Annotated in this window: 16 protein-coding genes and 2 tRNA genes; 4 read left to right on the top strand and 14 right to left on the bottom strand. The window is 70.0% G+C overall.

All coding sequences use genetic code 11. From position 1 onward, the window contains the following. Positions 1-37: 37 nt before the first annotated feature. The 7 genes from mreD to KM933_RS15555 all read right to left on the bottom strand — a co-directional run bounded on the left by mreD (position 38) and on the right by KM933_RS15555 (position 8,537). The gene (gene mreD, locus KM933_RS15585) at positions 38-709 is read right to left on the bottom strand and encodes a rod shape-determining protein MreD (protein WP_221352505.1); all 672 of its coding nucleotides are present in this window, start codon (positions 707-709) and stop codon (positions 38-40) included. A 13-nt stretch (positions 710-722) separates the two neighbouring features. Further along, entirely contained in the window at positions 723-1,667 is a 945-nt protein-coding gene (gene mreC, locus KM933_RS15580) for a rod shape-determining protein MreC (RefSeq protein ID WP_221352503.1), read from the bottom strand. 179 nt (positions 1,668-1,846) lie between these two features. After that, complete coding sequence (locus tag KM933_RS15575; protein ID WP_081217257.1) at positions 1,847-2,866, bottom strand: rod shape-determining protein; 1,020 nt, start codon at positions 2,864-2,866, stop codon at positions 1,847-1,849. A gap of 344 nt (positions 2,867-3,210) precedes the next feature. Beyond that, entirely contained in the window at positions 3,211-3,624 is a 414-nt protein-coding gene (gene ndk, locus KM933_RS15570) for a nucleoside-diphosphate kinase (RefSeq protein ID WP_221352501.1), read from the bottom strand. Positions 3,625-3,856: 232 nt separating this feature from the next. Continuing rightward, on the bottom strand, positions 3,857-4,210 hold the full coding sequence (locus tag KM933_RS15565) for a DUF4233 domain-containing protein (RefSeq protein WP_221352499.1): 354 nt from the start codon (positions 4,208-4,210) through the stop codon (positions 3,857-3,859). A 2-nt stretch (positions 4,211-4,212) separates the two neighbouring features. Further along, a complete protein-coding gene (gene folC / locus KM933_RS15560) occupies positions 4,213-5,718 on the bottom strand; it encodes a bifunctional tetrahydrofolate synthase/dihydrofolate synthase (RefSeq protein ID WP_221352497.1) in 1,506 nt (501 codons plus the stop codon). Positions 5,719-5,912: 194 nt separating this feature from the next. Further along, positions 5,913-8,537 (bottom strand): valine--tRNA ligase, encoded by a 2,625-nt coding sequence (locus KM933_RS15555; RefSeq protein WP_221352495.1) that lies wholly within the window; start codon positions 8,535-8,537, stop codon positions 5,913-5,915. A gap of 135 nt (positions 8,538-8,672) precedes the next feature. Between KM933_RS15555 and KM933_RS15550 the strand changes: the two genes are divergently transcribed. After that, positions 8,673-9,632, top strand: a complete 960-nt coding sequence (locus KM933_RS15550) for a hypothetical protein (protein WP_221352493.1) — start codon at positions 8,673-8,675, stop codon at positions 9,630-9,632. A gap of 138 nt (positions 9,633-9,770) precedes the next feature. Here the strand turns inward: KM933_RS15550 and clpX are convergent, their stop codons facing one another. From clpX to KM933_RS15525, 5 genes are all read right to left on the bottom strand, one after another. After that, positions 9,771-11,057, bottom strand: a complete 1,287-nt coding sequence (gene clpX, locus KM933_RS15545; protein WP_107016457.1) for an ATP-dependent Clp protease ATP-binding subunit ClpX — start codon at positions 11,055-11,057, stop codon at positions 9,771-9,773. 160 nt (positions 11,058-11,217) lie between these two features. Continuing rightward, positions 11,218-11,898 carry an ATP-dependent Clp protease proteolytic subunit gene (locus KM933_RS15540; protein WP_308013415.1) on the bottom strand — a complete coding sequence of 227 codons (681 nt, stop codon included), beginning with the start codon at positions 11,896-11,898 and terminating at the stop codon, positions 11,218-11,220. Positions 11,899-11,998: 100 nt separating this feature from the next. After that, positions 11,999-12,604 (bottom strand): ATP-dependent Clp protease proteolytic subunit, encoded by a 606-nt coding sequence (locus KM933_RS15535; RefSeq protein ID WP_037645347.1) that lies wholly within the window; start codon positions 12,602-12,604, stop codon positions 11,999-12,001. Between the two features lie 419 nt (positions 12,605-13,023). Then, positions 13,024-14,451, bottom strand: a complete 1,428-nt coding sequence (gene tig, locus KM933_RS15530; RefSeq protein ID WP_221352492.1) for a trigger factor — start codon at positions 14,449-14,451, stop codon at positions 13,024-13,026. Positions 14,452-14,640: 189 nt separating this feature from the next. Further along, positions 14,641-14,717 (bottom strand) — tRNA-Pro (locus tag KM933_RS15525). 163 nt (positions 14,718-14,880) lie between these two features. Between KM933_RS15525 and KM933_RS15520 the strand changes: the two genes are divergently transcribed. Next, positions 14,881-14,951 (top strand) — tRNA-Gly (locus tag KM933_RS15520). Positions 14,952-15,472: 521 nt separating this feature from the next. Here the strand turns inward: KM933_RS15520 and KM933_RS15515 are convergent. Next, positions 15,473-15,667 (bottom strand): hypothetical protein, encoded by a 195-nt coding sequence (locus KM933_RS15515; RefSeq protein ID WP_221352490.1) that lies wholly within the window; start codon positions 15,665-15,667, stop codon positions 15,473-15,475. 589 nt (positions 15,668-16,256) lie between these two features. Between KM933_RS15515 and KM933_RS15510 the strand changes: the two genes are divergently transcribed. After that, positions 16,257-17,432 (top strand): acyltransferase family protein, encoded by a 1,176-nt coding sequence (locus tag KM933_RS15510; protein WP_221352488.1) that lies wholly within the window; start codon positions 16,257-16,259, stop codon positions 17,430-17,432. Between the two features lie 27 nt (positions 17,433-17,459). Here the strand turns inward: KM933_RS15510 and KM933_RS15505 are convergent, their stop codons facing one another. Next, positions 17,460-17,963 (bottom strand): HD domain-containing protein, encoded by a 504-nt coding sequence (locus KM933_RS15505; RefSeq protein WP_221352485.1) that lies wholly within the window; start codon positions 17,961-17,963, stop codon positions 17,460-17,462. 211 nt (positions 17,964-18,174) lie between these two features. Between KM933_RS15505 and KM933_RS15500 the strand changes: the two genes are divergently transcribed. Next, complete coding sequence (locus KM933_RS15500) at positions 18,175-19,356, top strand: cation:proton antiporter (protein ID WP_221352483.1); 1,182 nt, start codon at positions 18,175-18,177, stop codon at positions 19,354-19,356. Positions 19,357-19,363 lie beyond the last annotated feature (7 nt).

The raw sequence follows: 19,363 nt of genomic DNA, 5'->3' as shown, positions 1-19,363 counted from the left end.
CGGCCCGTCCGGTGGGCCGGTGCGGTGGGCGCGGTCGTCACAGCCGCTTGACCCCCTTGATGCGTCCCGCGCGGGCCATCCGGGCCTTGGCGGCCTTCGCCTTCAGTCCGCCGCGCCGGCCGCCGACGCTCAGGCCCGTGCCGGAGGACAGCAGGCCCGGGGCGACGTCGGCCGACTTCGCGGAGCCGCCGGTGTCGGCGAGCGGGTCGTTCTCCGCGCGCCGGGCCAGCGCCATGATCCCGGGGACCACGAACGGGGCGAGCAGCAGGTCGTACAGGGCCGCGGTGAACAGCAGGTTGCCCAGGCCGACATGGCGGGCGGCGGTGTCCCCGACGAGGGCGCCCACCCCCGCGTACAGGAGGGTGGAGCCGACCGCGGCGGCCACCACCACGGCCATGGGGCCGGTCGCGGACTTGAGCTGGCCGTTGTCGGGCTTGGCGAGTCCGGCGAGGTAGCCGATGACGCACAGCACGAGGGCGTAGCGCCCGGCGGCGTGGTCGGCGGGCGGGGCCAGGTCGGCGAGCAGACCGGCGCCGAAGCCGACGAGGGCGCCGCCGACGTGGCCGTAGACCAGGGCGAGGCCGAGGACGGTGAGCAGCAGGAGGTCCGGTACGGCGCCCGGCAGGTGCAGGCGGGCGAGGACGCTGACCTGGACCACCAGGGCGACGACCACCAGGGCCGTGGAGAGCAGCATTCGGTTGAAGCGCATGGGGGATCAGCTCCTACTGCTCTTGCTGCAGGCCGTCGGCGGGCGCGCCCGCCGAGGGCGTGACCGTCACGGTCACGGTCGGCCTGGGTGTGGGCTTGGGCGCGGCCGGCAGCACCGTGTCGCGCGGGTCCTTGCGCGGGGCCTGGACGACGACGCCGACGACGTCGAGCTTGGAGAAGGCCACGAACGGTGTGACGTGGATCGTGCGGGTCAGGTCGCCGCCGGAGGGGTCGACGCGGGAGACCGTGCCGACGGGGACGCCGGGCACGAACGGCTTGTCGGCCTGGGAGCCGAAGGTGACCAGCCGGTCGCCCTTCTTGATCTTGGCCTTGCCGTTGAGCAGTTCCACGCGCAGCGGGCGGTCGCCCTGGCCGGAGGCGAAGCCGAGTTCGTCGGTGGACTCCATGCGCGTACCGACCGTGAAGTCGGGGTCGTTGGCGAGCAGCACGGTGGCGGTGTTGGGCCCCACGGTGGTGACGCGGCCGACCAGTCCGTCTCCGTTGAGGACGGTCATGTCGCGCTCGATGCCGTCGTTCGCGCCGGCGTCGATGGTGACGGTCCAGGAGAAGCCCTGGGCCGCGCCTATGGCGATGACTTCGGCGCCCTTGATGCCGTACCGCCCGGCGCCCGCCGTCTTGAGCATCTTGTCGAGCTGCGCGCCACGGCTGCGGTTGCGCTCGTCGCTGCCCAGCTTCGCCTTCAACTCGGCGTTGTCGCGCTCCAGTCGGGTGAGGCGGTCGTGGCGGTCACCGGAGTCCCGCACGGCCTGGATCGCGTTGCCGACGGGGTCGACGGCGGTGGCCACCCCGTCCTCGATCGGGCCGAAGACCGTGGCGGCGCCGCGGCGGGCGCCGTCGACCGGGGAGTCCTCACCCCCGCGGATGTCCACCGTGATCAAGGCGAACGCGATGGCGATCAGCAGCACCAGGAGCAGCCGGCTCTCTCGTGTGTCCCTCACGTGCGACGGCCGTGCCTTCCTCGTCGGAATTCATGTATGACCCACCCACCTGGGTCCCGAAGAACCCCGGAGCGCCCGGAGGGCGTGGCCCGCGGGTGGTAGGGGGAGCTTATGCCTCGATATCAACGATCCGCCGTACGAGAGGAGATCATCTCGTACGGCGGAATCGAAGAGTTACGTCATCTGCGTGGCTGCGCGTCCAGCACCTGCTGGAGCGCCTCAAACTCCTCGACGCACTTGCCGGAGCCGAGCGCCACGCTGTCCAGCGGGTCCTCGGCGATGTGGATCGGCATGCCCGTCTCGCGGCGCAGCCGCTCGTCGAGGCCGCGCAGCAGGGCGCCGCCGCCGGTCAGGACGATCCCGCGGTCCATGACGTCGCCGGACAGCTCCGGCGGGCACTTGTCGAGGGTGGTCTTGACGGCGTCGACGATCGCGTTGACCGGTTCCTCGATCGCCTTGCGGACCTCGGCCGCCGAGATGACGACGGTCTTCGGGAGGCCGGAGACCAGGTCCCGGCCGCGGATCTCGGTGTGCTCGTCGGTGTCGAGGTCGTACGCGGAACCGATGGTGATCTTGATCTGCTCGGCCGTCCGCTCACCGAGGAGGAGCGAGTACTCCTTCTTGATGTGCTGGATGATCGCGTTGTCCAGCTCGTCGCCGGCCACGCGGATGGACTGTGCGGTGACGATCCCGCCGAGCGAGATGACCGCGACCTCGGTGGTGCCGCCGCCGATGTCCACCACCATGTTGCCCGTGGCCTCGTGGACCGGCAGGCCGGAGCCGATGGCCGCGGCCATCGGCTCCTCGATGATGTGCACCTGGCGGGCGCCGGCCTGGGACGACGCCTCGATGACGGCGCGGCGCTCGACGCCCGTGATGCCGGAGGGCACGCAGACGACGACGCGGGGACGGGCGAGGTAGCGCCGCTTGTGGATCTTCAGGATGAAGTAGCGGAGCATGCGCTCGGTGATCTCGAAGTCGGCGATGACGCCGTCCTTCAGCGGGCGCACGGCGACGATGTTGCCCGGCGTCCGTCCGATCATCTTCTTCGCTTCCGCGCCGACCGCGAGGATGCCACCGGTGTTGGTGTTGATCGCGACGACGGACGGTTCGTTGAGTACGATCCCGCGACCCCTGACGTACACCAGCGTGTTGGCGGTCCCGAGGTCGACAGCCATGTCACGGCCGATGAACGACATTGAGTTCCCCATCAGGATTCGTCTGGCCTTCCCAAGTGGAGCTTTTTATGGCTTTTCAGGACGGCGAGGGTGAGCGCTGTGACGTGAAGACTCCATCGTAGTCTCGCCTGCACGAACACTGCGCGAGGGTCTCCGCCATTGTCACCGTACGACGCGCGGCCCCGCTCCTGGAGACGGGCGATCGGGGGAATCCGTTCCCCCGATCGGCACGCGTGCGCCGGTGAACATCCACCATTCTGCGGGACCGTGGGCCGGACACCTACTTGTCTGACAAGGCTTCAGAAGATTTTCACCGCGGCTTGGCCACGGGACCCCCGCGCGGGCGGGTCGCGCAGCCGAGCCGGTCAGGCGAGGCCGGGGAAGAAGATCTTCATCTCGCGCTCGGCGGACTCCTCGGAGTCCGAGGCGTGGATCAGGTTCTCGCGGACGATCACACCGAAGTCACCGCGGATGGAACCGGGGGCGGCGGCGATCGGGTCGGTCGGGCCCGCGAGCGCCCGTACGCCCTCGATGACGCGCTCCCCCTCGACGACCAGCGCCACGACCGGGCCGGAGGCCATGAAGTCGACCAGCGGCTCGTAGAAGGGCTTGCCCTTGTGCTCGCCGTAGTGCTGCTCCAGCGTGTCCTGGTCCAGGGTGCGCAGTTCCAGCGCGGTGATCTGCCAGCCGGCCTTGCGCTCGATACGGCTGATGATCTCGCCGGTCAGGCCGCGACGGACCGCGTCGGGCTTGAGGAGGACGAGGGTGCGCTGGCTCACGGTGGTGGCTCCTTCGGGTCACGGATGTGCGGATGACGAGGCTACAGGGCGTGTTCCGGCATGCGTTACGCAGTGTCAGGTGCTATGAACGCCGGCCGGGGGCGGGGCAGGGGCCCTCCAGGGACGCGGGGAACCGCGCGACCAGCCCTCGCCGGGCCCGCGGACGGCATCCGGACCCGCGGACGGCATCCGGGGCGGCGGTCCCTCGCGGGCCGGGGCGGCGAAGCCCCGGCTAAGCCGCCCCGCCCCCCGCCCCGGCCTGCGCGGCGAACCGCGCCCTCGCCTCCTCCACCTTGCGCCCGTAGTGGACCGAGGCCCACCACAGCGCGGCGAAGACCGCGCCCAGGAAGAACATCACCGGCACCACGAACCCGCTCGCGATCAGCGCGATCTGCAGGGCCCAGCCCAGCTGGACACCTCCCGGGCGGGTGATCGCCCCGCACAGGAGCAGACACAGCGCCATCGCGATCCCGCACACCGTCCAGACCGTGGCCATGGACAGGTCGGGGTCCTTCATCGCCACGAGTCCGGCGAACCCGATGACGAAGAACTCACCGATCAGCGTCGAAGCACAGAGCGTACGCACGATCAGCCCCTTCCCAGCAGCAGCCGGGCCTCGCCGACCGTGATGACGGAACCGGTCACGAGGACGCCGCCGCCCGCGTACTCGGCCTCTTCCTCGGCCAGCGTGATCGCGGCCTCCAGCGCGTCGTCCAGCCGGGGCTCGACCTGCACGCGGTCGTCCCCGAACACCTCGACGGCGATCGCGGCCAGCGCGTCCGCGTCCATCGCCCGGTGGCTGGAGTTCCGGGTGACCACGACCTCGGTGAAGATCGGCTCGAATGCCTCAAGGAGGCCCCGTACGTTCTTGTCCCCGCTCGCCCCGACGACACCGATCAGCCGGCTGAAGTCGAAGACCTCGCGGACCGCCTCGGCGGTGGCCCGCGCGCCCGCCGGGTTGTGCGCGGCGTCCAGCACGACGGTCGGCGACCGGCGCACGACCTCCAGACGGCCCGGCGAGGCCACCGACGCGAAGGCCTTGCGGACGGTGTCGGCGTCGAGCGGCTCCGGCCGCTGGGTCCCGACGCCGAAGAACGCCTCCACGGCGGCGAGCGCCACCGCGGCGTTGTGCGCCTGGTACGCCCCGTGCAGCGGGATGTACACCTCCTCGTACTCCCCGCCGAGGCCGCGCAGCGTCAGCAGCTGTCCGCCGACGGCGACCCGTCGGCCCACCACGCCGAACTCCAGCCCTTCGCGGGCCACCGTGGCGTCGGCCTCGGCGGCCTTCTTGAGCAGCACCTGGGCGGCGTCCACGGGCTGCTGGGCCAGGACCACCGTCGCGCCCCGCTTGACGATCCCGGCCTTCTCCTTGGCGATCTCCCCCGGGGTCCCGCCGAGCCGGTCCGTGTGGTCCAGGTCGATGGGGGTCACCACGGCGACGTCCCCGTCGATGACGTTCGTGGCGTCCCAGCTGCCGCCCATCCCGACCTCCACGACGGCCACGTCGACGGGGGCGTCCGCGAAGGCCGCGTACGCCATGCCGGTGAGCACCTCGAAGAAGGAGAGGCGGTACTCCTGCCGCGCGTCGACCATCTCGACGTACGGCTGGATGTCCCGGTACGTCTCCACGAACCGCTCGGCGGGGATCGCCGCCCCGTCCAGGCTGATCCGCTCGGTGACCGACTGGACGTGCGGTGAGGTGTACCGCCCGGTGCGCAGGTCGAAGGCGCCGAGCAGGGCCTCGATCATGCGGGCCGTCGACGTCTTGCCGTTGGTCCCCGTGATGTGGATCGAGGGGTACGCACGCTGCGGCTCGCCCAGCACGTCCATGAGCGCGGCGATCCGGGCGACGGAGGGCTCCAGCTTGGTCTCGCCCCACCGCGAGGCGAGCTCGGTCTCGACCTCGCGCAGCGCCTTGTCGGTCTCGGGGTCGTCCGGGCGCGCGGGGATGTCGGACTGCGGCGGCCCGCCCTGCGTGCGCAGGGTGCGGCTGCCGGCCTCGATCACGGCGAGATCGGGGTCGCGCTCCGTCTCGGCCTCGACGATCTCGTCGAACGGATCGGACCCACGACTGTCCTGCGGAAGCTCACTCACACCCCCATTCTACGGAGCCGGAGGAACGCCCCGCGGGAGGGCACAGCCCTCCCGCGGGGCGCGGGGCCGTATCGATCTGCGGCTCCGCCGCGGGGCGCGACCGGCCCCCACCGGCCCGCACCCGGCAAGACACCCCGGAGGCACACGCAGGAGGCCCCCCGGAACCGTGACGGTTCCGGGGGCCTCCGAAAAACCTACGCCTGCGGCAACCCCTCCAGCTGCGCCCCCAGCCGCGCGATGTCCTCCTCCGCCTTCGCCAGCCGCCCCCGGATCTTGTCCACGACCTGGTCCGGCGCCTTGGCGAGGAACGCCTCGTTGCCGAGCTTCGCCTCCGCCTGGGCCTTCTCCTTCTCGGCGGCGGCAAGATCCTTGGCCAGCCGCTTCCGCTCGGCCGCGACGTCGATCGTGCCGGACAGGTCGAGCGCGACCGTGGCACCGGCGACCGGGAGCGTCGCCGTGGCGCTGAAGTCCTCGCCCTCCGGCTGAAGCCGCAGCAGCTGGCGGACGGCCGCCTCGTGGGCCGCGAGCCCCGTACCCGACAGGTCCAGGCGGGCCGGGACCTTCTGACCGGGCTGCAGCCCTTGGTCCGAGCGGAAGCGGCGGACCTCGGTGATCACCTGCTGGAGGCTCCCGATCTCCGCCTCGGCGGCGGTGTCGCGGAACCCGCTGTCCGCCGGCCAGTCGGCGATCACGACGGACTCACGGCCGGTGAGCGTGGTCCACAGGGTCTCCGTGACGAACGGGACGACGGGGTGCAGCAGGCGCAGCGTCACGTCCAGGACCTCGCCCAGGACACGTGCCGAGACGTCGGCCGCGGCGCCGCCCGCCATGAACGTCGTCTTGGACAGCTCGACGTACCAGTCGAAGACCTCGTCCCACGCGAAGTGGTACAGGGTGTCGGCGAGCTTCGCGAACTGGTAGTCGTCGTAGTACGCGTCCGCCTCGGCCACGACGGTGTTCAGCCGGGACAGGATCCAGCGGTCGGTGGCCGACAGCCGCTCCGCCGGGGGCAGCTCCCCCTCGGTCGTGGCGCCGTTCATCAGCGCGAACCGCGTCGCGTTCCAGAGCTTGTTGGCGAAGTTCCGGGACGCCTGGACCCAGTCCTCGCCGATCGGCACGTCGGTACCGGGGTTGGCGCCCCGCGCGAGTGTGAACCGCAGGGCGTCGGAGCCGTACTTGTCCATCCAGTCCAGCGGATCGACCGTGTTGCCGTACGACTTCGACATCTTCTTGCCGTGCTCGTCACGGACCATGCCGTGGAACGCGATGGTGCGGAAGGGGACCTCGCCGTCCATCACGTACAGGCCGAACATCATCATCCGGGCGACCCAGAAGAACATCAGGTCGTACCCGGTGACCATGGCCGAGTTCGGATAGAACTTCGCCAGGTCCGCGGTCCTCTCCGGCCAGCCCATCGTGGAGAAGGGCCACAGGCCGGACGAGAACCAGGTGTCGAGGACGTCGGTGTCCTGCTCCCAGCCCTCGCCGCTCGGCGGCTGCTCGTCGGGGCCGACGCAGACGGTCTCCCCGTCCGGGCCGTGCCAGACGGGGATGCGGTGGCCCCACCACAACTGCCGTGAGATGCACCAGTCGTTGAGGTTGTCGACCCAGTCGAAGTACCGCTGGGACAGGTCGGCGGGGTGGATGTCCACGCGGCCGTCGCGGACCGCGTCCCCCGCGGCCTTCGCGAGCGTCTCGACCTTCACCCACCACTGGAGGGACAGCCGCGGCTCCAGCGTCGTCCGGCAGCGCGAGCAGTGGCCCACCGAGTGGACGTACGGCCGCTTCTCCGCGACGATCCGGCCCTCGGCGCGCAGCGCGCCGACGATCGCGGAACGCGCCTCGAAGCGGTCGAGCCCCTCGAAGGGCCCGTGGGCCGTGATGACACCGCGCTCGTCCAGGACGCTGATCGACTCCAGGTCGTGGCGCCGGCCGATGGCGAAGTCGTTCGGGTCGTGGGCGGGCGTGACCTTGACGGCGCCGGTGCCGAACTCCGGGTCGACGTGCGTGTCGGCGACGACGGGGATCGTGCGGCCCGTCAGCGGCAGGCTGATCCGCCTGCCGACGAGGTGCGCGTACCGCTCGTCGTCCGGGTGGACGGCGACGGCGGTGTCGCCCAGCATCGTCTCAGCGCGGGTGGTCGCGACCACGACGGTGTCCTCACCGTCGCCGTACTTGATGGAGACGAGCTCGCCGTCGTCGTCCTGGTAGTCGACCTCGATGTCCGAGATGGCCGTCAGACAGCGCGGGCACCAGTTGATGATGCGCTCGGCGCGGTAGATCAGGCCGTCGTCGTACATCTTCTTGAAGACGGTCTGGACGGCACGGGACAGGCCCTCGTCCATGGTGAAGCGGTCACGGCTCCATGCGACGCCGTCGCCCAGGCGCCGCATCTGGCCGGCGATCCGGCCGCCGGACTCTGCCTTCCACTGCCAGACCCGCTCGACGAACGCCTCACGGCCCACGTCGTGGCGGGACTTGCCCTCCTTGGCGAGCTCCCGCTCGACGACGTTCTGCGTGGCGATGCCCGCGTGGTCCATGCCGGGCTGCCACAGCGTCTCGTAGCCCTGCATGCGCTTGCGGCGGGTAAGGGCGTCGATCAGCGTGTGCTCGAAGGCGTGGCCCAGGTGGAGGGAGCCGGTGACGTTCGGCGGCGGGATGACGACGGTGTACGCGGGCTTGTCGCTCTTCGCGTCGGCCTCGAAGTAACCGCGCTCGACCCAGCGCTCGTACAGCTTCCCCTCTACCTCGGCCGGCGTGTACTGGGTCGGCAGATCGGGGGCTTCGGCTGGTGGCTGCTGCTGAGCGTTGTCGGTCACGGATCCAGTTTAGAGGTGTCACGGGCCCGCTCCGAAACTCGATTACTTGGTAACGGTGCGGCCCCCGGTGCTCCGGCAGCCCGTTCCCTGGGCGAGGATGTTCGAGCCACATAAGCATCTGGAGGGGAACCCAGAATGAGCTACAACCAGCCGGGCCCGTACGGCGGGCAGCCCCAGCAGCCCGGACCGTACGGTCAGCCGGGTCCTTACGGCCAGCAGCCGCAGGCCCCCCAGCCCGGTTACGGCTACCCCCAGCAGGCTCCCGAGCAGCAGCCCGGCTACGGGTACCCCCAGCAGACCCCTCCCGGGACCCCGCCGCAGCAGCCCGGCTACGGCCAGCAGCCCCCGTACGGCCAGCAGCCGCCCGGCGCCCCCTACGGCGCCCCGATGCCGCCGGCTCCCGGCGGGGGCAGGAAGAAGACGGGTCTCGTCGTCGGCGCGGTGGCGGTCGTGGCCGCGATCGCGGTCGGCGCGTACTTCGTCCTCGGGAGCAGCGAAGGCGGCTCCTCGGACGTCGCGGACGACGGCCCCCACAAGCTGACGACGCCGGCGACGCTGCTCACCGAGTACAAGAAGAGCGAGAGCGCCGGCAGCGGCGGTTTCGACGCGAACGACGTCAAGAAGGCCGAGAAGCACGGCGTCAAGGACGCCAAGGACGTCAACGCGGGATACCAGTCCGGGGACAAGGACAACCCGCTGGCCCAGCGGATGATCCAGTTCATGGGCGTCTACGGCGAGATCGAGGACCCGGAGAAGGTCGTCGACGGCATGTTCGGCGACCTCAAGGAGGGCGCCGAGAAGGACAAGGGGGAGGGCGAGCTCGTCGGCTCCCCCAAGAGCTACTCGCCGGGCGGCCTCGACGGCGCTGTCCTGAAGTGCCAGGAAACCAAGATCACGAACGAGGACGCCGCGGGCGGCACGGCCGCGGGCCCGTCCTCGATCAGCATGCCGGTGTGCATCTGGGGCGACCACAGCACGCTCGGCGTCATCATCAACATCGACATGGCCGACGCCATGGCGGGCAAGGGCGCCGACCTGACGGCGGCGGCGGACCTGACGGCCAAGGTCCGCAAGGAGGTCCGCGTCAAGCTCTGACCGTCGCGCGCGACGGCGAACGCGCACGACGGCGAAGGGCCCCGGTCGGTCGACCGGGGCCCTTCGCCGTACTCGCTTCCGGGTGTGGGCGGATTCGCGTGCACCACCTGCGCACGCGCCGCCTGCACGGTCTGCCGCCTACGCGGTCTTCTGCTCCCCCGGGCCCCGGCCCCGCGCGTCGCGCGGGATCAGTGTCGGGTTCACGTTCGAGCGGACCACCTCGGAGGTGATGACCACGCGGGCCACGTCCTTGCGGGACGGGACCTCGTACATCACCGCCTGGAGGACCTCCTCCATGATGGCGCGCAGACCCCGCGCGCCGGTCTGGCGGAGGATGGCCTGGTCGGCGATGGCCTCCAGGGCCTCGCGCTCGAAGTCCAGCTCCACGCCGTCCAGTTCGAAGAGGCGCTGGTACTGCTTCACCAGGGCGTTGCGCGGCTCCACCAGGATCTGGAGGAGGGCCTCGCGGTCGAGGTTGTGGACCGACGTGATGACGGGGAGGCGGCCGATGAACTCGGGGATCATGCCGAACTTCACCAGGTCCTCGGGCATGACGTCCTCGAAGCGGTCCTTCGCCTCCAGCTCCTTCTTGGAGCGGATCGTCGCGCCGAAGCCGATGCCCTTGGCACCCGCGCGGGACTCGACGAGCTTCTCCAGGCCCGCGAAGGCACCGCCCACGATGAACAGGACGTTCGTCGTGTCGATCTGGATGAACTCCTGGTGCGGGTGCTTGCGTCCGCCCTGCGGGGGCACGGAGGCCGTGGTGCCCTCCAGGATCTTCAGCAGGGCCTGCTGGACGCCCTCGCCCGACACGTCGCGCGTGATCGACGGGTTCTCGCTCTTGCGGGCGACCTTGTCGATCTCGTCGATGTAGATGATGCCGGTCTCGGCCTTCTTGACGTCGTAGTCCGCCGCCTGGATCAGCTTCAGCAGGATGTTCTCGACGTCCTCGCCCACGTACCCCGCCTCCGTGAGCGCGGTCGCGTCGGCGATGGCGAACGGGACGTTCAGCATGCGGGCCAGGGTCTGGGCCAGCAGCGTCTTGCCCGAACCCGTGGGACCGAGCAGGAGGATGTTGGACTTCGCCAGCTCGATGGCGTCCTCGCGGTTCTGGCCCGTGCTGTTCTCACCGGCCTGGACCCGCTTGTAGTGGTTGTACACCGCGACCGAGAGGGCCTTCTTGGCGGACTCCTGGCCCACGACGTACCCCTCGAGGAACTCGTAGATCTCGCGGGGCTTGGGCAGTTCCTCCCAGCGCACCTCGCTCGTCTCCGCGAGCTCCTCCTCGATGATCTCGTTGCAGAGGTCGATGCACTCGTCGCAGATGTACACACCAGGGCCTGCGATGAGCTTCTTGACCTGCTTCTGGCTCTTGCCACAGAACGAGCACTTGAGCAGATCGCCGCCGTCACCGATGCGTGCCACGGTGTGCTTCCCCTTCGCCTGGGAGTCGCCTGGGTACAGCGGCTCCTGGTGCTGCCTTATGTCCGACGGTACCTTGCCGGGCCCCTCGTTCGGGCCCCCCTTGGCGCGGTTCACTTTGTCGTGAACCGCGTCAAGGAGCGGCAGACGATACAGCGATGCGTCACGCGACCGCGGCGTTGTTCATCTTCCGGGTCGAGATGATCTGGTCGATCAGGCCGTACGAGAGGGCGTCCTCGGCCGTGAGGATCTTGTCGCGCTCGATGTCCTCGCGGATCTTCTCGATCGGCGTCGTCGAGTGCTTGGCCAGCATGTCTTCCAGCTGACCGCGCATCCGCAGGATCTCGTTGGCGGCGATCTCCAGGTCCGAGACCTGGCCGCGGCCGGTCTCGCTGTAGGGCTGGTGGATCAGCACGCGGGCGTTCGGGAGCGCCATGCGCTTGCCCGGCGTGCCGGCCGCCAGGAGGATCGCGGCGGCCGAGGCGGCCTGACCCATGCAAACAGTCTGAACGTCCGGCTTCACGAACTGCATCGTGTCGTAGATCGCGGTGAGGGCCGTGAAGGAGCCGCCGGGGCTGTTGATGTAGACCGAGATGTCACGGTCGGGGTCCATCGACTCCAGGCACAGCAGCTGCGCCATGACGTCGTTGGCGGAGGCGTCGTCGATCTGCACGCCGAGGAAGATCACCCGCTCCTCGAACAGCTTCGCGTACGGGTCGTACTCACGGACGCCCTGCGAGGTGCGCTCGACGAAGCGCGGGATGACGTAGCGGGACTCCGCGCGAGGACCCGTGTACTCGGCCTGCGCGCGGGCGTACAGTCCGCTGCCGGGGAAGTCGTTCACTGTGTCTCCTGAAGAGCCTGGTAAGGGCTGAGGCGGTCGGCTGGGGGCTCGGAGGGGCCGGCGTCGGCCTGTGCCGACGCCCGGGTGGCGCTGGGCCGCCCTAGGCCGCCCCGGTGCCGCCGCCGCCCGGCATTCCGGCAGCGGTGGGCATGATGTCGTCGATGAGGCCGTACTCCTTGGCCTCGACCGGGTCGAACCAGCGGTCACGGTCGGAGTCGCGGGTGACCTGCTCCACCGTCTGGCCGGTGTGGAAGGCGGTCAGCTCCGCCATCCGCTTCTTGGTGTGCAGCAGGCGCTCGGCGTGGATCTTGATGTCCGACGCGGAGCCGGCGAGGCCGGCCGAGGGCTGGTGGATCAGGATCTCGGCGTTCGGCAGCGCGAAGCGCTTGCCGGGAGTGCCCGCGCTCAGCAGGAACTGGCCCATGGAGGCCGCCATGCCCATCGCGATCGTCACCACGTCGTTCTTGATGTACTGCATGGTGTCGTAGATCGCCATGCCGGCGGTGATCGAGCCGCCGGGGCTGTTGATGTAGAGGTAGATGTCCTTGTCCGGGTCGGAGGCAAGGAGCAGCAGCTGTGCGGTGATCTTGTTGGCGATGTCGTCGTCGACCGCCTGGCCGAGGAAGATGATCCGCTCGCCGAGCAGCCGGTTGTAGACCTGGTCGCCGAGGCCACCACCGATGGGGTCGCCGGCGGCTGTGGGCATCAGATTCGTCACGTATCCACCTGCTCGTCTTACGACGGCGCCGGGCCGTCTACACGTCTTCTGCTGGGGGCGTGGGACCCCGTGTGCTTGCCGTGTCGGACGGCTCCGGGGACTCCCCTGCCCTCGTACTCATGGACCCTAACGCGCGGGTCCCTCCGGGGAATCCCGGAGACGGAACTGTTCGCTGTGAGCGCATGCGCTCCGCCGGATGAGCAGGGATTAAGGGGTGCTCCGTAAGGGGCGCGGGGAACCGCGCGGCCCGCCCCCAGCGGGCCGCGGACGCGTCTGCCGCGCGCTGTTCGTCGGCGGGTGCGGCCCGTCGTGGGTCGCTCGCGCGGTTCCCCGCGCCCCTGGAAGGCCCTGCGGGCCCCCGGGACGTGTCCCGGGGGCCCGCAGGCCTGCTGCTGCTCGCGAGGCGGTCAGGCCTCGTTCTTCTCCTCGGAGGCGGCGGCCTCGGCCTTGGGAGTCTCGGCCTCGGGGGTCTCCTCCTCGGAGGCGGCGGCCTCGGTGGAGGTCTCGGCCCCGGTCTCGTCCTCGTCGTCGTCGAGGTCCACGACCTCGCCGTTCGTGTCCTTGACGGTGGCGGCCTCGACGACCGCGGCAAGGGCCTTGCCGCGGGCGACCTCGCCGACCAGCATCGGGACCTGGCCGCCCTCGACGACCGCCTGGGCGAACTGGTCGGGGGACATGCCGGAGGAGGCGGCCCGCCGCATGAGGTGCTCGGTGAGCTCCTCCTGGTTGACGTTCAGCTTCTCCCTGTTGACGAGCTCGTCCAGGACGAACTGCGTCTTGATGCCCTTGACCGCGGCTTCCTTGGTCTCGGTGTCGAACTCCTCGGCCGTCTTGCCCTGGATCTCCAGGTACTTCTCGAGGTCGAGACCCATCTGGCCGAGCTGGTGGTGCTCCAGGTTGTGCTTGCGGGTGTTGATCTCTTCCTCGAGGAGCTTCTCGGGGACGGGCACCTCGACGAGCTCCAGCAGCTTCTCCAGGACTCGCTCCTGGGCCTGCGTGGCCTGGTCGAACTGCTTCATGTTCTCGAGGCGCTTGCGGCTGTCGGCGCGGAGCTCCTCGAGGGTGTCGAACTCCGACGCGAGCTGCGCGAAGTCGTCGTCCAGCTCGGGCAGCTCGCGCTTGGCGACCTGGGTGACCTTGACGGTGACCTCGGCCTCCTTGCCGGCCGCCGAGCCGCCCTTGAGCTCGGAGGCGAAGGTGGCCTCGCCACCGGCCTCCAGGCCCTTCACGGCGTCGTCGATGCCGTCCAGCAGCTCGCCGGAGCCGATGGTGTAGGAGACGCCGCTCGCGACACCGTCCTCCAGGACCTCGCCGTCGACCTTGGCCTCCAGGTCGAGGGTGACGACGTCGCCCTCCTCGGCGGCACGCTCGACGGGCGCGGTCGACGCGAAGCGCTCGCGCAGCTCCTCGACGGCCTTGTCGACGTCCTCCTCACCGACCTCGACGGCGTCGACCTCGACCTCGATGCCGGAGTAGTCCGGGATCTCGATGGTCGGGCGGACGTCGACCTCGGCGGTGAAGTTCAGCGTCTCGCCGTCCTTCAGCTCCGTGATGTCGACCTCGGGCTGGCCGAGGACGTTCAGCTCGGCCTCGTTGACCGCGTCGGTGTAGAACTTCGGGAGCGCGTCGTTGACCGCTTCCTCCAGAACCGCACCGCGGCCGAACCGCTGGTCGATGACGCGCGCCGGAATCTTGCCCTTCCGGAACCCCTTCACCGTGACCTGCTGGTTGATCTTCTTGTACGCCGCGTCGAGGCTGTCCTTGAGCTCCTCGAAGGGCACCTCGATGCTGAGCCGAACCCGGGTCGGGTTCAGGGTCTCCACGGCGCTCTTCACGGTTCGGTCTCCTTGGGGGCTGACTTCTTAGGGGTTCTGCTGACATTCCCCACCGGACACGGCGGAGCCTCAGCGGATCGGCGGCCCTTGAGGGACGTAACAATGCAGACACACGGGCGCGCAGTTTGCATACTAGCCGCAGCCGGTACACGCCCCAAAAGGTGATCTCTCGCCGGTGGTCCGGCGGGGTGGTCGGGGTGGCGGGATTTGAACCCACGGCCTTCCGCTCCCAAAGCGGACGCGCTACCAAGCTGCGCCACACCCCGTCTGGTGCGACACGAAGGGTACATGCCCGCGGACCGCGCGACGCCCGCATTTCCCATGGCGTCCCCGCCCGCCGGGACGAGTGCGCACCGGGTGTGCGGCGAGGTACCGCGACCCGCTACGATACTCCAGTGCCGCGCGTCGCCGACCTGCGGCGCACGCTGTGCGGGCGTAGCTCAATGGTAGAGCCCTAGTCTTCCAAACTAGCTACGCGGGTTCGATTCCCGTCGCCCGCTCTCGACGGCTCAGGGCCAGGTCGGAGGACGATTCCTCCGACCTGGCCCTGATGCGTTGACGCGCTCCCCAGGTGGCGTCCGCCCGCCCGGGCGATCCGGCGGCGGAACGCCACCCGTCCGGTCTCATCCGTCGGGAGGGCCACCGGGCCGACACGGCCCTGACGTCGTACGCGGCCGGGGCGCCGCGGTCTGGCATGTTCCGGACATTGGCCCGATACCCCTCGGCGGTCGGGCTCTCCGGGTCCACAGGTCTCGCGCGGCCACCGGACGATCCCCGGGTCCACGCCGCCGGCTTCTTCGGGAGACGGGACGGGAGGGGACGGGGAGGGGACGGGGGGACGAGAGGGGAAGGGGAAAGGGCGAAGGGTTCGGAGAGATCCGGATCGTCCGTCAACGGGCACAGAGGGCTGACGGGCGTAGCAGGCGCACGCATGAGGGGCGTCCACGTGCCGGGGCCCCGGGCCGGCGGGGCCGGCTGTCACCGGCACCGGCGCCCTTCCGCGCCGGATGCGCGAACCCGCTCAGAACTGGATCGAGTTGATGGTCTCCGCCACGGAGTTCAGGAACCGTTGGATGTCGTCCGCCATGCCGGTGGAGGCGAGGAAGAACCCGAAGAGGACGGCGACCACCGCCGGGCCCCCCTTGAGCGATCCACCCCGTATCAACACCACCAGGACGATCCCCAACAGCAGCACCACTGACAGCGAAATGGCCACAACTGATCACACCTTACGGTCGGTCCGCTCTCCCGGCCCGGAGGTGCAGCCCCGCACACCCCCGCCAGAACCATCGTGCCACCAACTGGCCCCCCGTATGCGGCGGGTGGGGCATCGGTAGGTCACGGAAGCGAACGACCGGACGCCGTACGGCAATTCGAGCGATCTCCCGCCCATGAATCCAGAATGATCTTTTCCATGCCCATCCATCCCCACGCACAGCCTGTTCGCAGGTAATTCGAATTGTCGGCACGGGCACATCGGCGGGTCCTGGAGCAGGGCACCGACAGATCACCAAATCCCACCCGAACGGACATATCACCGGAGTCACCCGTGGGCTTTATGCGATGTTTAGTCGCAACAAACCCGTACGTAACGGCCGGAAGCGGTGTGGTGATCGCCACAGTGGTCCCCATATCAACTTTTCTGAATACCGGGTATCCGCAGAAGGACAATCAGGAACCGCCTCAGGGGTTTCACGGAATCCCACGGACAACGCTAGGGTGCCTCAGATGTCCTACGCTGCCTCGTCCCCCGTATGTGCAGCGAGGTCGCGGACCGTCTCCCCCGGTTCCTGGTGGGAGGGTCCGTGACGAACTCGCTCCGTCCGCACGGCCAACAGAGGGCCCCCCTCCCGCCGACCCGGCCCCCGGCGCCGGGGGTGCCCGGTCCGCGTCCGCCCGCAGCACTCCGGACGGACGGCGCCACAGCCAGGCCGGACGCGAAGCCCGCCAAGCAGCGCGACGCGTTCTTCGACAACGCCAAGTACCTGGCGATCGTGTTCGTCGCGATGGGCCACGCCTGGGAACCGCTGACCGACCACAGCCGCGCCGCCGAGGCGCTCTACATGGTCGTCTACACCTTCCACATGCCGGCCTTCGTCCTCATCTCCGGCTACTTCTCGCGCAGCTTCGACATGCGCCCCGACCGGCTGCGGCGGCTGGTCACCGGCATCGCCGTGCCGTACGTCCTCTTCGAGGTCGCGTACTCCCTCTTCAAGCGGTGGGCCGACGACGACCCCGGCCACCCGATCAGCCTGCTGGACCCCTGGTACCTCACCTGGTTCCTGATCGCCCTGTTCGTGTGGCGGATGACCGTCCCGCTGTGGAAGGTCGTGCGGTGGCCCGTGCCGCTCGCCCTCGCCATCGCCGTCCTCGCCTCCGTCTCCCCGGACATCGGTGACGACCTGGACCTCCAGCGCGTCCTGCAGTTCCTGCCGTTCTTCGTCGTGGGCCTGTTCATGAAGCCCGAGCACTTCCAGCTGATGCGCCGCCGCGAGGTGCGGATCCTGTCGGCGCCGGTCCTCGCGGCCGCCCTCGCCCTCGCGTACTGGACCGGGCCGCACGTGAACTCGGCCTGGTTCTACCACCGCGACAGCGCCCAGGAACTGGGGGCGCCCTGGTGGGTCGGCGTCGTCGTGACGCTCGCGCTGTTCGGCGTCTCGATGGTGCTCACGTCGTGCTTCCTCGCGTGGGTGCCGCGCCGCAGGATGTGGTTCACGGTGCTCGGCGCGGGCACGCTGTACGGCTACCTGCTGCACGGGTTCCTCGCCAAGGGGTCCCGGTTCTGGGGCTGGTACGACCAGTACACCTGGCTGAGCCACCCGGTCGGCGAGGTCTTCGTGTCCGTCTTCGCCGCGGCCGTCATCACCGCGCTGTGCACTCCGCCCGTGCAGCGGATGTTCCGGTTCGCGATGGAGCCGAGGATGGAGTGGGCGTTCAAGCGGGACGCGGCCGAGGTCGCCCGCGGGCGGAGCCGGTCCTGAACCGGCCGTAGGACCGCCGGCGGGCGCTCAGCCGCGGGGCCGGTCCGGGCGCGGGTCCAGGCCCGGACCCGGGTCCAGGCCCAGGAGCGCTCGCATTTTCGCGTACTTGCGGGTCAGGCGGGTCCTGGTCGGCTCGCCCAGGACCGCCAGGCGGGCCGGGTCCGCGTTGTGGGCCAGGTCCGCCTCCTTGACCAGCAGGGCTCCCGGAGTGGCCAGGACGCGTGCGGCGTAGTCCTCCGGCGGCTCGGCCGGACGCTTGGTGACCGCCAGCACGATGGCCTTCGTACGGGGGGACAGCGCCGCCGCGCGCAGCCAGTCCTCCGTGAGCGCGTCGTCCTCCACCGCGTCGTGCAGCCAGGCCGCGGCGATCTGCGCCTCGTCGCCGCCCCGGGCCCGTACCCCGTCGGCCACCGCCCGCAGGTGCTCGGCGTACGGGCGGCCCGCCTTGTCCGTCTGCGCGGCGTGCGCGTCGCGCGCCAGGGCCTCGACCTCCGCGCAGGTCAGCAGCGGACGGTGTGCGTCGTCGGTCATGGGTCGAGTGTGCCCCCTTGCCGGACTCCCCGGGCCGAAGCCCGGCGAGTCCGGCTTCCTCAAGGACTTCCCCAAGAAGCGGACAACCTTGCCCGATCACCCCTTCCCGATCGTTTGGTAAACTAATTACTGACGATTTCTTGACACTCCCTTGACCTACTGACCACTCGGAAGGAACGGGCCCATCGGACACGCAGAGCTTCTGATCGCCATGGGCGGCGCCTTTCTGGCCGCCGCCGTCCTCGCCCGCGCGGGTGCCCGGATCGGGCTCCCCACGATCCCCCTCTTCATCCTGGCCGGGATTCTGCTCGGCCCCCACACGCCAGGCTTCGTGCTCGTCTCCGACCCGCACGAGATGGAGATGCTCTCCGCGCTCGGTCTGGTGCTGCTCCTCTTCTATCTCGGCCTCGAGTTCCACATGGACGACCTCAAGGCGGGCGGGCGCCGGATGGCCCTCGCCGGAGGGACCTACCTCGCCCTGAACGTCGGCGCGGGACTGGGCTTCGGCTTCGCCCTCGGCTGGGGCACGTCCGAGGCGCTGGTGCTCGCCGGTGTGCTCGGCATCTCCTCGTCGGCGATCGTCACGAAGGTGCTGGTCGACACGGGGCGGCTGGGCAACCCCGAGACCAAGCCGATCCTCGGCATCATCGTCGTGGAGGACGTGTTCCTCGCGCTCTACCTGGCGGCCCTCCAGCCGATCCTGTCCGGCGCGGACTCCCTCGGCTCGGCGGTCCTCGACGGCGGCAAGGCATTCGCCTTCCTCCTGCTGCTGGCGCTCGCCGCCCGCTTCGGCACGCGGGTCGTGGGGCGCCTCTTCGCCACCAGGGACGACGAGTTGCTCGTCATCTCCTTCCTCGGCGCGGCCGTCTTCATGGCGGGGGTCTCGGAGTGGTTCGGGGTCGCGGACGCGATCGGGGCGTTCATGGTCGGTCTGATGCTCGGCAGCACGACGTCCGGCGGACGCATCCTCAAGCTCGTCCATCCCCTGCGGGACGCCTTCGGCGCGATGTTCTTCTTCGCCTTCGGACTGTCCATCGACCCGGGTGATCTGCCCACGGTGCTGTGGCCGGTGCTCGCCGCGGTGGCGGTGACGCTCGTCATGAACGTGCTGGCGGGCCTCGGAGCGGCGCGCGTCTACGGGTTCGGCGCCGGGCCCGCGGCGAACATCTCGACCACCCTGCTCGCCCGGGGCGAGTTCGCGCTCATCCTCGCCACGATGGCCGCGGCCGCGGGGCTCGACGAGCGGCTGTCGCCGTTCATCGCGGGATACGTCCTGCTGCTGGCCGTTCTGGGGCCGCTGGCCGCGGTCCGATCGGACTGGCTGGCCCGCTTGCTGCCCGGCGGCAAGGAACGAACGGAACCGGAAGCACGGGAACCGGCCCGGATCGGCTGAGGCCCCT

Origin of the sequence: Streptomyces beigongshangae (assembly GCF_019710745.1) — a bacterium.
In the GTDB taxonomy this organism is placed as follows: domain Bacteria; phylum Actinomycetota; class Actinomycetes; order Streptomycetales; family Streptomycetaceae; genus Streptomyces; species Streptomyces beigongshangae.
This window is presented reverse-complemented; position numbering and strand designations above follow the sequence as displayed.